The following is a 12,751-nucleotide window of genomic DNA, read 5'->3' on the forward strand; positions in this document are numbered from 1 at the left end:
GGCGCGATCTGCCAAAGTGGATACGTGAGCGCCGCCGACTGCCTGTTCTGCAAGATCGTCGCCGGGGACGTCCCGGGCGACGTCGTCCACACCAGTGACCGCACCGTCGCGTTCCGCGACGTCAACCCGCAGGCGCCACTGCACGTACTGGTCGTGCCGCGCGAGCACACCGCCAACGCCGCGGAGACGGCCGCCGAGGACCCCGAGGCCTTCGCCGAGCTGTTCGCGACGGCGCGCGCGGTCGCCGAGAGCGAGGGCCTCGACGGCTACCGCCTTCTCTTCAACACCGGTGCCTCCGCGGGGCAGGTCGTGTTCCACACCCACCTGCACGTGCTGGGTGGACGCCCCTTCGGCTGGCCGCCCGGCTGACCGCTCTAGACGCCAGGCATGGTCGCGGCAAGCACCGCGTCCCACCGGGCCCGGACCGGCTCTCCGCCTGCGCCCGCGGCGATCTTGGCCAGCGCCTGTCGGGTTGCCGCGCCGACCTGGTCGGCGTCGATCCGGTCCAGCACGATGAGCACGCGTGGCCGGCTCAGCCCGCCCAGCAGCTCGCGGACCGAGTCCTGCATCTCGTGCAGGGTGGCGGCGTCGTCGGGGGCACCGTCACGCAGCACGATGGCGGCACCGACCGACCTGCCGAACCCGGCGTCGATGTTCTCGAACGCCTCAGCGGCAGCCACGAAAGGGTGGTCGAGCAGCGCCTGCTGCACCTCGGTCAGCGAGACCAGCTGGCCGGAGATCGAGATGACCTCGTCGTACCTCCCGAGGAACTCGATCGAACCGTCGGGACGGCGCCGGGCCTTGTCCCCGGTCGCGTAGCGCCCCGGATAGCGGGTCCAGTGGTAGGCCGTCGGGTCCTCGCCCGACTCCACCGCGCGCATGGTGCCGGCCCACGGGTGCAGCACGACCCACTCGCCGGCCTCGCCATCGGCCACCGGTCGCCCGTCCTGGTCGAGCAGGGCGAAGCCGGGCCGGGGCAGCCCGGAGGGCGGCTCCTCCAGGTCGTAGGTGACGATTCCGCCCAGCTCCAACTGGCCCCAGCCATCGGCCAGCACGACCTTCTCACCGAGGATCTCCCGCAGCCACTCACGCAGCGCGGGGTCGAGCCGCTCCCCGATCGTGACCACGCGACGCAGCGTCGCGATGTCGTGGCCGGCCTCCAAGGACCACCCGCGGAGCGCGGCGACCACCGACGGTGAGGTGGCGATCGCAGTGACGCCGTACCTCTCGACGATCTGCCAGGCACGCGCCGGGTTGGGGACGTCGAGCGTTCCCTCGTACATCACGGCAGGGGAACCGTTGAGCAGGGGCCCAAGGATGCCGTGGAGCTGTCCGCCCATCCAAGACACCTCGGCCGCGCACCAGAAGACGTCGTCCTCGTAGGGCGCCATCACCTCGCGGAGGTTGGCAACCGAGACCACGGCGATGTTGGCCGACCCGAGACGGATCGCCACGGGCTCCCCACCGCGGTTGGCGAGATAGACGGAGTACGCCGGGTGGTCGGCCGGGAGCGGGACGGCAGGCACGTCGGGCACCTCCCCGTCGGTCAGCACGTCGTCGTACCACCGGTCGCCTTCGAACCACTCGACGTGGACGCCGGTCCGGCGGATCACGATCGTGTGCTCGATGCCGTGGGTGGCCTCGATCGCGGCGTCGGCGCGGGCCTTCAGGGGAAGGATCGCGCCGCGTCGCCAGCCGCCGTCCTGGGTGACGAGGATCCGGGGACCGAAGTCGGCGAGCCTTGCGGACAGGGTCTCGACCGGCAGCGCCACCGGGATCACGGTGACGACGGCGCCGAGCCGGAAGGCCGCGAGCAGCGTCACCACGGTCTCGGGCAACCAGCCCAGGTGGAGGGCGATCCGGTCGCCCTTCGCCATGCCGAGCCGGCGCAGGCCCGCGGCCATGCGGAGGACCTGCTCGTGGAGCTCGCCGTAGGTGAGCTGCCTGCGGTCTCCGGGCTCGCCCTCCCAGAGGACAGCGGTGCGGTCGGCGCGGTCGGCCAGGTGTCGGTCGGTCGCGTTGGCCGCGAGGTTGAGCTCGCCGCCGACGAACCAGTGGTGGTAGGGCGGCGCCTCGGCGAAGAGGGTGCGGTACGGCGTGATCCAGGTGAGCTCGTCGGCGGGAGTGCGCCACGCCTCGATCGCCTGCTCGCGCGTGGGCTGCTCAGCCATGTCCCAGCGTCCTTCCCGCCGCGCCCGCCGCCCGCTGCAGGTGCTGGACGACCTCCCCGCTGCGGTCGGGATCGGCAGCTGGGAGTGTGGCGGACAAGGCCGCCAGCGCGCCACCGCGCGAGTCGACCACGACGACGGCGGCCTCGAGAGCGACGCCGGTGAGGCCGTCGGGGGCGACCAGCCACTCCGTCTCCAGCAGTTCGGCACGCAGTTCGTCGGCGTCCTTCGGCAGCCGGCCGTTGTGGGCCGCGACGCAGCGTCGCCAGCTCTCGTCGCCGGCGCGGGCGACCAGCAGGCGGCCGGCGGGCGTCTCGAGGGCGCTCGCCACGCGGTGGCTCTCGCGGTAGGGCCCTCCCTCGCGGGCGTCCACCCGGTCGACGTACACCACCGAGTCCCGCGCGAGGAGTGCGACGTGGATGGACGAGTCGAGGATGTCGCGCAGGCCCACGAGGTAGGGGGAGAGCGCGGCGAGGACGGGCAACCGCGCCAGGTAGCGCTGAGCCAGGCGCACCACCTCGGGGCCGAGGCTGTAGCGCGACGTCCTCGCGTCCTGCTGCACGATCTCGGCCAGCACCAGTGACCGGAGCAGCCGGTGGGCCGTGGGCACCGACAACCCCGAGCGCTCGGCGAGCTCGGTGAGCTGCTGGTAGGCGGGGCCGTCGCTCAGCAGGTCCAGGAGGAGCACTGCGTTGCGGACGGTGCCCAGTGTTCCGCGAGCGGCGTTGGACCCGCCGTCAACGCCATCTGCCGGCTCGATCACGGGGCTCTCCTGAAGGGACTTGCGGATATCTGCAGCGACAACCTATCAGTGAAGTCGCCTCGCGCTTCTGCGGATATTGATTCCATTGAAGGTATTGCACTTTCCACATAGTGGAAAGTAGTGTCCGTCACATCCGAGCTCTCTTCGGGTGCCGAGAAGGAGGCGCTGGTGCGGACCAGGGCGTATCGATTCGAACTGAACTCCAGCCGGGTCGCGGTCGGTGCACCGCTGCTCGAGGTGGCCGACGTGTCCCTGCGTTTCGGCGGGATCCGGGCGCTGAGCGAGGTGTCGTTCACCGTCCGGCAGGGGGACATCCACGCCGTCATCGGGCCCAACGGCGCGGGCAAGTCGAGCATGCTCAACTGCGTGAGCGGCCTCTACCGGCCGCAGCGCGGCACCATCGCGCTGCACTCCGTCACGGAGGCCGACGAGGAGCGCACCCACGATCTGGTCGCGCGCAAGCCGCACCAGATCGCCCGGCTGGGTGTCGCCCGCTCCTTCCAGAACATCGAGCTCTTCGGGCACCTGACGCTCCTCGAGAACCTCATGCTCGGCCGCCACAGCCACATGCGTCAGAGCGTCCTGGCCGGCATGGCCTGGTTCGGTCCGGCCCGGCGCCAGGAGATCGAGCACCGCGAGTTCGTCGAGGAGGTCATCGACCTCCTCCAGCTCCAGGCGTTCCGTCACGCCCATGTCGGCTCGCTGGCGTATGGCGTGCAAAAGCGGGTCGAGCTCGGCCGTGCCCTCTGCATCGAGCCGGCGCTGCTGCTCCTCGACGAGCCGATGGCCGGCATGAACGCCGAGGAGAAGGAGGACATGGCGCGTTTCATCCTCGACGTCAGTGAGCTCCGCGGCGTCACCACGATGCTCATCGAGCACGACATGGGCGTGGTCATGGACCTGTCCGACCGGATCACGGTCCTCGACTTCGGCAAGGTGATCGGCGACGGCAGGCCCGACGAGATCTCCGCCAACGAGGACGTCGTCAAGGCCTACCTCGGGGAGGAGCTGTGACCGAAGTGTCGACCTTCCCGCGGCTGCTGGCCGACCAGGCGCGGACCAACCCGAACGCGGTCGCCCTCCAGGAGAAGCTCTACGGCATCTGGCAGCCGCTCACCTGGCGCGAGTACGCCGAGCGTGTCCGCGACGCCGCCCACGGGCTGGCCTCGCTCGGGGTCGGCCGCGGCGACATCGTCGCGGTGCTCGGCGACAACCGCCCCGAGTGGCTGATCACCGAGCTCGCCGCCCAGTCCATCGGTGCGGCAGTGGTCGGCATCTACCCGACGAGCCTGGACGACGAGATCCGCCACATCCTCGGACTCAGCCAGGCGCAGGTCGTGGTGGCGGAGGACCAGGAGCAGGTGGACAAGCTGATCCGGGTCCGTCCCCAGACGCAGACCGTCTCCACCGTGGTGTTCTACGACCCGCACGGGCTGGAGGACTACGACCACGAGTGGCTGATGGCCTTCGAGGACCTCGAGGACCGGGGTCGCGCATGGGGGGTCGATCGTGCCGGCTGGCTAGAGGCCCAGGTCGAGGCGGGCTCCCCGGACGACGTCGCCGTGGTCTGCACGACCTCCGGGACCACCTCGCTGCCGAAGCTCGGTCAGCTCACCCACCGCAACCTCCTCACCATGGCCGGCCACCTCAACGAGGTCGATCCGCTGGGTCCGAAGGACCGGTTCGTCTCCTTTCTTCCGCTGGCCTGGATCGGCGAGCAGATGGTCGCCGTCGCGTGCGGCCTGTCCCGCGGATTCGCGCTCTCCTTTCCCGAGGACGCGTCCACCCAGCGGCACGACATGCGCGAGATCGGCCCGAGCGTCATGTTCAGCCCGCCCCGGATCTGGGAGTCGATGCTGTCCGACGTCCAGGTCCGCGTCGACGAGGCAGGTTGGCTCAAGCGCAAGGTCTTCGGCCTCGGCTACGCGGTCGGAGACCGCGTCGCCGGGCGTCGGGTGCAGGGCAAGGGGCCGGGCGCGCTGTGGCCGCTGCTGTTCCTCGCCAACCTGGTCGCGCTCGGACCGGTCCGCAACCAGCTCGGACTCAGCCGGATCCGCTACTGCTACACGGGCGGTGCACCGCTAGGACCCGATGTCTTCCGGTTCTTCCAGGCCATCGGGGTCAACCTCAAGCAGATCTACGGGCAGACCGAGATCTGCGGCATCGCGGTCCTCCACAAGAACGGCGACATCCGCTTCCACACCGTGGGCGTGCCACTGCCGGGTACCGAGATCAAGATCGCCGACAACGGCGAGATCCTGCTGCGGTCCTCCGCGGTCTTCGCCGGGTACATCGGCAACCCGAAGGCGACGGAAGAGGCCGTCGACGCAGTGGGCTGGCTGCACACCGGTGACGCGGGCTACCTCGACGACGGCCATCTCGTCGTGATCGACCGCGCCAAGGAGGTGCAGACCGCGCCGGACGGCACGCCGTTCTCGAGCGCCTTCATCGAGAACAAGGTGAAGTTCTCGCCCTACGTCGAGGAGACGGTGGTCTTCGGTGATGAGGTGATCACCGCGATGGTGATCATCGACCCGTCCACGACGGGGGCGTGGGCCGAGCACCAGCGCATCGGCTACACGACCTACACCGACCTCGCTGCGAACCCGCAGGTCGGGGAGCTCATCCGCGAGGAGGTCTACCGAGCCAACGTCGACCTGCCGGAGGCGATCCGGATCCGGAGGTTCGTGCTGCTGTTCAAGCAGCTCGACCCGGACGACGACGAGATCACCCGCACCCGCAAGGTGAAGCGCTCGGTCATCGAGGAGCGGTACGCCGAGCTGATCGAGGGCCTGGCCCGCGGTGAGGACAAGGTCTCCGTCACCAACACGGTGACCTACCAGGACGGCACCGTGATCAAGCGCGAGGTGTCGATGAACGTCTACTCGATGGACGGGTACGAGCCACCTGCCGACGCGAAGTCCCGACCGGTCTGGAGCAGCCGCCGATGAGCACCTTCCTCAACCTCACCGTCTACGGCCTGTCCGACGGCGCGATCCTCGCCCTCGCTGCGCTGGGCTTCGTGCTCATCTACAAGGCCACCGGGGTGATCAACTTCGCCCAGGGCGAGCTGCTGCTGATCGGCGGCTACACGCTCTACCTGACGTTCGTCGTCTTCAAACTGCCGCTCGTCCTCGCCGTGGTGGTAGGAGCTGCGATCGCCATCGCGCTCGGCGTGGTGATCGAGCGCCTGGTGCTGCGGCCGCTGATCGGCGAGAACCCGATCAGCGTGATCATGGTGACCATCGGACTCGCCGCGCTGCTCAACGCCCTGGTGCAGATCGGCTTCGGCACACAGCCCGTCCACCGGCCACGGATCCTGCCGGACGACCCCGTGAGGTTCGCTGGCGCCCAGCTACCGCTCGACCGCCTCCTGGTCATCGTGATCGCGGCGGTGGTGCTGGGCGTCTTCACCATGTTCTTCCGCTACAGCCGCCACGGCATCGCGCTCCGGGCGGTCGCGGACGACCAGCAGGCTGCGCTCACGGTCGGGATCTCGGTGCGGCGGGCGTTCGCCCTCGCCTGGGCACTCGCGGCGCTCAGTGCGTTGATCGGTGGTGTGCTCCTCGGCGACATCACCGAGACCAGCCCACGGCTCGCGGCGTTCGGCCTGCTCGTCTTCCCGGTCGTGATCCTCGGAGGTCTCGACTCGGTGCCCGGAACCATCGTCGGCGGTCTCACGATCGGCCTGACGGCCAACTACATCAGCGGCTACTGGGACGCGGGGTTCGCCCAGATCGGCCCCTACGTGCTGCTCATCCTCATCCTGCTGGTCCGTCCGTACGGCTTGTTCGGCGAGACCAGGATCGAAAGGGTCTGACATGTCGGCACTCTCCACCGGCACCTACTTCACGAGCTATCGCCGTGAATGGGCGCTGCGTCGCACCCGTGCGGAGTACCTCCGCCTCGGGCTGATCGTCGTCGGCCTCGCCGTCCTGCCGTACTCGATCGACTTCTACTGGCTCTCGATCGTCAACATGATCCTGATCGCGGTGATCGGCGCCGTGGGCCTCAACATCCTGATCGGCTACACCGGCCAGATCTCGCTCGGCCAGGGCGGCTTTCTGGCGGTGGGTGCCTTCTCCTCCGCGCTGCTCTACCAGCGGGCCGAACTGCCCGCGCCGATCAGCATCGCCTGCGCGGTGGTGATCACAGCCGCTGTCGGCGCCTTCTTCGGGCTGCCCGCGCTGCGGCTGAAGGGGCTCTACTTGGCGATCGCGACCCTGGCGAGCCAGGAGATCATCGTGTTCGTCGCCCGCCGGTGGGAGTTCCTCCGCGACGGTTCGGCGCCGCTCACCGTGGACCGACTCCACATCGGGGGGTTCGAGATCACCCGCGAGCTGTTCGAGTGGCAGTGGTACTGGATCCTGCTCGGCTGCGCGGCGCTCTCCGTGCTGGCGGCCCGCAACCTGCTCCGCAGCCCGGTCGGCCGGTCGTTCATGGCCGTGCGTGACCAAGACATCGCGGCCTCGGCGATCGGGGTCAACGTGACCCGCGCGAAGGTGACCGCGTTCGCGGTCTCCTCCGGCTTCGTCGGCTTCGCCGGCGCCCTGCTGGCCCACTACACCGAGACGGTCACCTGGGAGTCGTTCACGCTCCAGGTCTCCATCGTCTACGTCGCGATGGTCATCGTGGGGGGCCTCGGCAGCGTGGCCGGAGCGGTCTACGGCGCCATCTTCATGAGCCTCGTACCGGTGCTTCTCACCGAGTTCCTGGTCCCGGTCGCCGGTGCCGTGGACTGGGTGAGCGAGAGCCTGCCCGCGATCGAGAACGCCGTGTTCGGCCTGGTGATCATCGGCTTCCTGCTCTTCGAGCCACGTGGTCTCGACCGCCTCTGGCAACGGTCCAAGGACTACTTCAGGTTCTGGCCGTTCCGCTACTGACCCCACCGGGGACTGCCCAGGTCCCGCCACCGATGTCCGAGAGACAAGGGAGAACACTGATGAAGAGGTTCCGAACCGCCGTAGCGGCGGGTCTGTTGACCGCGACTGCCCTGACGGCCTGCGCGCCCGGCGGCGACAGTGCGGACGAGGAGGGCCCGATCAAGGTCGGGATGATTGCCGACCTGAGCGGCCCCACCTCGGACGTCGGCAGCCGCTACCACAAGGGCATGCTCGGCTACGTCAAGTGGCTCAACGGGGAGGGCGGCGTCGACGGCCGCGAGATCGAGGCGCTCGCCGAGGACTACGCGTACGACGTGCCGACGGCCGAGCGTCTCTACAAGAAGTTCGTCAACGAAGGCGCGGTGGCGATCCAGGGCTGGGGCACCGGCGACACCGAGGCGCTGAGCTCCAAGATCACCGCCGACCACCTCCCGTTCATGTCGGCGTCCTACGCCGAGGAGCTCACCGACCCCGGTAAGACGCCGTACAACTTCGTCGTCGCGCCGACCTACTCCGACCAGATGCGGGTCGCCCTGAACTGGATCGCGGAGGACGGCGGAGGCAAGGCCGACGTGGCGTTCTTCCACAACGACTCACCGTTCGGCCTCGCGCCGCTCGACGACGCGAGGACCTGGATCGACGAGAAGGGACTCGAGGTGGACCTGGAGGCCTACCCGATGCCTGCCGGTGCGGCCAACTACGTCGGCCTGCTGTCGCAGGCGAAGTCCCAGGGCGCGAAGTACATCGTCATCCAGAACGTCTCGAGCCCGGCGGCCCAGGTCGCCAAGGACATCGCGGCGCAGAACCTCGACATGAAGATCGTGTGCCTGAACTGGTGCGCGGACGAGCTCTTCATCGAGACGGCCGGCAAGGCCGCTGAGGGCCACGTGCTCGTCCAACCGTGGGCGCCCGCCAACTCAGGCGTCGAGGGCCACGCGGTGATCGACGAGTTCCTGAAGGGCGAGGGCTCCTCGCTCGCCGAGGAGGGCCTGCACTACGCCCAGGGCTGGTACACGATGCACGCGATGGTCGAGGGCGTCCGGGGCGCCATCGAGGAGGAGGATCTCAGCGGCGAGGCGATCAAGGACGCACTCGAGAACGCCGGGTCGATCGACACCGGTGGAGCGATCGGCGACGGTGCCATCGAGTTCACCGCCGACTCCCACCGCGGCTCCTCCGCGACCGGCATCTACGAGGTCAAGAAGGGCGAGATGACAGCCCTCGAGACCGGTGTGGCGCCGGAATGACGGACGTCTCCCTGCACCCGGCTGAAGCGCCCAGGCAGGGCTCTCCCGCCCTGCTGGATATCCGCGGCATCGAGGTCATCTACGACGAGGTGATCCTCGTGCTGCGGGGCCTCTCGCTGGCGGTGCCGGAGGGGAAGGTAGTCGCCCTGCTCGGCTCCAACGGTGCCGGCAAGTCGACGACGCTCAAGGCGGTCTCCGGGCTGCTCTCCACCGAGCGGGGGGAGGTGAGTGACGGCTCCATCGTCTTCGACGGGAAGAACATCACCCACTTCGACCCCGCCCGGCGGGTGCGGGCCGGCCTCTCCCTCTGCATGGAGGGCCGGCACGTCTTCGAGCACCTCACCGTGCACGAGAACCTGGTCGCAGGGGCCTACGGCCGCCGAGGCGGGAATGCCGAGGACTTCGACCTGGTCTACAGCTTCTTCCCGAAGCTTGCCGACCTGCGGACCCGGGTGGCGGGCTACCTGTCCGGTGGTGAGCAGCAGATGCTCGCGATCGGCAGGGCGCTGATGGCGCGACCCCGACTGCTGATGCTCGACGAGCCGAGCCTCGGCCTGGCGCCGCTGCTCGTCCAGGAGATCTTCGGCTACATCCGCAACCTCAACCAGGAGACGGGCCTGACCGTGCTGGTCATCGAGCAGAACGCACGCCGGGCGCTCGAGATCGCTGACCACGGCTACATCCTCGAGCAGGGCCGGATCGTGATCGACGGCACCGCAGCGGAGCTCTCGGAGAACCCCGACGTCAAGGAGTTCTACCTCGGCATGGGTGACGCAGGTCGGAAGAACTACCGCGACGTCAAGCACTACCGCCGCCGCAAGCGGTGGCTGTGAGAGCCCGGAGGTGGACATGAGCTCGGGCGTGGATCTGGGGAGCCGGCTGGCGGCCTACCGCGAGAGCTTCACTGCGCAGCTGCTCGCGGTCGCCGCCCCTGGCAGGGCGCCGGCGCTGGACTCCCGGCTGCGCGCGGCCGGCCTCGGCGGGCCGCCGGGGACGGTCGAGGAGTTCGAGTCCATCCCGGTGCTGCGCAAGGACGACCTGCCGGCGCTGCAGGAAGGGCGCGGCTACGCCGACCTGGTGGGACGCGACGCGCAGGTGACGCGGGTCTTCGCGTCGCCGGGGCCGATCTACGAGCCGCAACTGGCCGGATCGGATCCCTGGCGCTTCGCCGCAGCGCTCGAAGCGTGCGGCATCGGGTCCGACGACCTGGTGATCAACTGCTTCAACTACCACCTGTCGCCGGCCGGCACGATGTTCGACGAGGCGGCGCGGGCCCTCGGGGCGCGGGTCCTTCCGGGCGGCGTCGGCATGACCGAGGTCCAGGCACGTGCGATCGCCGACCTCGGCGTGACCGCGTTCATCGGCCTGCCGTCGTACCTCGCCGCACTGGTGAAGGCCTACGACGCCGCCCACGACCCAAGCCGCTGGCAGGTCACGAAGGCGCTGGTGACCGCCGAGCCGCTGCCGCCTCCGCTGCGTGCCTCCTTGCGGGAGCGGGTGAGCCACGTGCTGATGGCCTACGGCACGGCCGAGGTCGGGCTGATCGGCTACGAGACGGCTCCGGACGAGGGTCTCCGGCTCGAAGGGACTGCCTATGTCGAGCTGTGCGAGCCCGGCAGTGACCGGCCCGTCGCGCCCGGGGACTCCGGTGAGGTCGTGGTGACCCTCCTGCGCGACGAGACGTACCCGCTCGTCAGGTTCGGCACCGGTGACGTGTCGCGCTTTGTCGCGCACGGCGACGGGGGGCTCCGCCTGGCCGGCGTGCTGGGCCGGGTCGGTGCAGCGGTGAAGGTGCGCGGCATGTTCGTGCATCCCCATCAGGCCGCGTCGGTGCGCGACGCGCTCCGGGCCGAGGGGGTGGCGGGCGCGCGGTTCGTCGTCCAGTCCGACGGCACGACGGACAGCCTGGTGCTCGAGGTCGCCCTGGAGACGCAGGCCGACGACGCGACGGTCGCCGAGGTGGCAGCCGTCGCCGAGCGCCGGGCGCAGGGCGAGCTACGGCTCCGGCCGACGGTCCAGGTGGTCGATCGGGTCGAGGACGGCCCGGTGCTGGTGGACCTGCGGCACGCCTGACCAGGCGCCTGACCAGCGGAGAGCCGGGGCCGTCGCTATCGGGCGGCGGCGGGCCCGGCCCTCGGCGTACGATGGGGCTGACCCCTTCGCCGTACACGAAAGGCAGCCCGTCCGGGCATCGATGACTGAGAGCAACCAACCGGCCACATCTGTGCCTCCCGCCCGACACACCGTCGTCGTGCCCAACAGCATCGACATGGTCACCCTTCTCGGCCCGGGTGACGAGCACCTCGGGCTGATCGAGAAGCGCTTCGGCTGCGAGGTCCACGTCCGCGGCAACCGGATCACCATCAGCGGAGATCCGCGCGAGGTCGCCCTCGCGGAGCGCCTGATGGACGAGCTGGTGGCGATCCTCCGCACCGGCCAGGGCATCACGCCCGAGGTCGTCGAGCGGGTCGAGGCCATGCTCCGTGCCGAGACCGCGACCTCGGAGCGGCCGGCCGACGTGCTGTCGCTGAACATCCTGAGCAACCGCGGTCGATCCATCCGGCCCAAGACGCTGAACCAGAAGCGCTACGTCGAGACCATCGACCAGCACACGATCACCTTCGGCATCGGTCCCGCCGGCACCGGCAAGACCTACCTCGCGATGGCCAAGGCGGTCCAGGCGCTGCAGGCCAAGCAGGTCAACCGGATCATCCTGACCCGCCCTGCGGTCGAGGCGGGGGAGCGGCTCGGCTACCTGCCGGGCACTCTCAGCGAGAAGATCGACCCCTACCTGCGGCCGCTCTACGACGCGCTGCACGACATGCTCGACCCGGAGTCGATCCCGAAGCTGCTCGCGGCCGGGACGATCGAGGTCGCGCCGCTGGCCTACATGCGCGGCCGGTCCCTCAACGACTCCTTCATCATCCTCGACGAGGCGCAGAACACCACGCCCGAGCAGATGAAGATGTTCCTGACCCGGCTCGGCTTCGGCTCGAAGATCGTGGTCACCGGTGACGTCACGCAGGTCGACCTGCCGTCCGGCACGAGTTCCGGCCTGCGGATCGTCGAGGGCATCCTCGACGGCGTGGAGGACCTCGCCTTCGTCCGACTGACGAGCCACGACGTGGTCCGGCACAAGCTGGTCGCTCGGATCGTCGCCGCGTACGACGAGTTCGACGCCCGCATCATCCAGCGGAAGGGAACGGCGGCAGGGTCGAGGTTCGAGCAGTGAGCGTCGAGATCCTCGACGAGTCCGGCTCCGGTCTCGACGTCAAGCACCTCTCGAGCCTCTCGCGGTTCGTGATGGACCGGATGCGCGTCCATCCCCTCGCCGAGCTCTGCATCAAGGCCGTCGACGAGGCGACCATCGCCGAGCTCAACGAGAAGTGGATGGAGAAGGAGGGGCCGACCGACGTGCTCGCCTTCCCGATGGACGAGCTGCGGCCAGGCCTGGTCAACGAGGAGCCCGAGGAGGGTGTGCTCGGTGACCTGGTGCTGTGCCCCGCGGTGGCCGAGCGGCAGGGCGAGGCCGCAGGCCACGGCACCCTCGCCGAGCTCGAGCTGCTCACCGTGCACGGGATCCTCCACCTGCTCGGCTACGACCACGCGGAGCCCGAGGAGCACAAGGTGATGTTCGGCCTCCAGGACCAGCTCCTGTCCCAGTGGCGAGCCGAGTCAAACACCGCGTGA

12 protein-coding genes are annotated in these 12,751 nt (G+C 69.5%); 10 read left to right on the plus strand and 2 right to left on the minus strand.

Annotated elements, in window-relative coordinates:
* The first annotated feature begins 24 nt into the window (after positions 1-24).
* Positions 25-369, plus strand: coding sequence for a histidine triad nucleotide-binding protein (locus E7Z54_RS08305; protein WP_136432736.1), 345 nt, complete (start codon positions 25-27; stop codon positions 367-369).
* 5 nt (positions 370-374) lie between these two features.
* On the opposite strand, the gene E7Z54_RS08310 is transcribed toward E7Z54_RS08305, so the two are convergent.
* The gene (locus E7Z54_RS08310) at positions 375-2,171 is read right to left on the minus strand and encodes an AMP-binding protein (RefSeq protein ID WP_136432738.1); all 1,797 of its coding nucleotides are present in this window, start codon (positions 2,169-2,171) and stop codon (positions 375-377) included.
* Positions 2,164-2,931, minus strand: coding sequence for an IclR family transcriptional regulator (locus tag E7Z54_RS08315; protein ID WP_168798228.1), 768 nt, complete (start codon positions 2,929-2,931; stop codon positions 2,164-2,166). Before E7Z54_RS08315 ends, E7Z54_RS08310 begins: the two co-directional genes overlap by 8 nt.
* Before the next feature lie 120 nt (positions 2,932-3,051).
* Here E7Z54_RS08315 and E7Z54_RS08320 point away from each other — a divergent pair, with 120 nt between their 5' ends.
* The 9 genes from E7Z54_RS08320 to ybeY all read left to right on the plus strand — a co-directional run bounded on the left by E7Z54_RS08320 (position 3,052) and on the right by ybeY (position 12,751).
* Positions 3,052-3,945, plus strand: coding sequence for an ABC transporter ATP-binding protein (locus E7Z54_RS08320; protein WP_240769585.1), 894 nt, complete (start codon positions 3,052-3,054; stop codon positions 3,943-3,945).
* Positions 3,942-5,882: an AMP-binding protein gene (locus E7Z54_RS08325; protein ID WP_136432742.1), complete on the plus strand. Its 1,941-nt coding sequence runs from the start codon at positions 3,942-3,944 to the stop codon at positions 5,880-5,882. The genes E7Z54_RS08320 and E7Z54_RS08325 overlap by 4 nt, the downstream gene beginning before the upstream one ends.
* Complete coding sequence (locus E7Z54_RS08330; protein ID WP_136432744.1) at positions 5,879-6,751, plus strand: branched-chain amino acid ABC transporter permease; 873 nt, start codon at positions 5,879-5,881, stop codon at positions 6,749-6,751. The genes E7Z54_RS08325 and E7Z54_RS08330 overlap by 4 nt, the downstream gene beginning before the upstream one ends.
* A 1-nt stretch (position 6,752) precedes the next feature.
* Positions 6,753-7,814 (plus strand): branched-chain amino acid ABC transporter permease, encoded by a 1,062-nt coding sequence (locus tag E7Z54_RS08335; RefSeq protein WP_136432745.1) that lies wholly within the window; start codon positions 6,753-6,755, stop codon positions 7,812-7,814.
* 59 nt (positions 7,815-7,873) lie between these two features.
* The gene (locus tag E7Z54_RS08340) at positions 7,874-9,061 is read left to right on the plus strand and encodes an ABC transporter substrate-binding protein (protein ID WP_136432747.1); all 1,188 of its coding nucleotides are present in this window, start codon (positions 7,874-7,876) and stop codon (positions 9,059-9,061) included.
* Positions 9,058-9,894: an ABC transporter ATP-binding protein gene (locus E7Z54_RS08345; RefSeq protein WP_136432749.1), complete on the plus strand. Its 837-nt coding sequence runs from the start codon at positions 9,058-9,060 to the stop codon at positions 9,892-9,894. Before E7Z54_RS08340 ends, E7Z54_RS08345 begins: the two co-directional genes overlap by 4 nt.
* A 16-nt stretch (positions 9,895-9,910) precedes the next feature.
* Positions 9,911-11,134 (plus strand): phenylacetate--CoA ligase family protein, encoded by a 1,224-nt coding sequence (locus E7Z54_RS08350; RefSeq protein WP_136432751.1) that lies wholly within the window; start codon positions 9,911-9,913, stop codon positions 11,132-11,134.
* A 121-nt stretch (positions 11,135-11,255) separates the two neighbouring features.
* A complete protein-coding gene (locus tag E7Z54_RS08355) occupies positions 11,256-12,293 on the plus strand; it encodes a PhoH family protein (RefSeq protein WP_136432753.1) in 1,038 nt (345 codons plus the stop codon).
* Positions 12,290-12,751 (plus strand): rRNA maturation RNase YbeY, encoded by a 462-nt coding sequence (gene ybeY / locus E7Z54_RS08360; protein WP_136432755.1) that lies wholly within the window; start codon positions 12,290-12,292, stop codon positions 12,749-12,751. The genes E7Z54_RS08355 and ybeY overlap by 4 nt, the downstream gene beginning before the upstream one ends.

Source organism: Nocardioides sp., from assembly GCF_004803405.1.
Lineage (GTDB): Bacteria > Actinomycetota > Actinomycetes > Propionibacteriales > Nocardioidaceae > Nocardioides > Nocardioides vastitatis.

Excerpts from the sequence above, each read along its gene's own strand:
- E7Z54_RS08310 (WP_136432738.1), bottom strand. The coding sequence starts at position 2,171 with ATGGCTGAGCAGCCCACGCGCGAGCAGGCGATCGAGGCGTGGCGCACT.
- E7Z54_RS08350 (WP_136432751.1), top strand. The coding sequence starts at position 9,911 with ATGAGCTCGGGCGTGGATCTGGGGAGCCGGCTGGCGGCCTACCGCGAG.
- E7Z54_RS08340 (WP_136432747.1), top strand. The coding sequence starts at position 7,874 with ATGAAGAGGTTCCGAACCGCCGTAGCGGCGGGTCTGTTGACCGCGACT.
- E7Z54_RS08335 (WP_136432745.1), top strand. The coding sequence starts at position 6,753 with ATGTCGGCACTCTCCACCGGCACCTACTTCACGAGCTATCGCCGTGAA.
- E7Z54_RS08330 (WP_136432744.1), top strand. The coding sequence starts at position 5,879 with ATGAGCACCTTCCTCAACCTCACCGTCTACGGCCTGTCCGACGGCGCG.
- E7Z54_RS08355 (WP_136432753.1), top strand. The coding sequence starts at position 11,256 with ATGACTGAGAGCAACCAACCGGCCACATCTGTGCCTCCCGCCCGACAC.
- E7Z54_RS08345 (WP_136432749.1), top strand. The coding sequence starts at position 9,058 with ATGACGGACGTCTCCCTGCACCCGGCTGAAGCGCCCAGGCAGGGCTCT.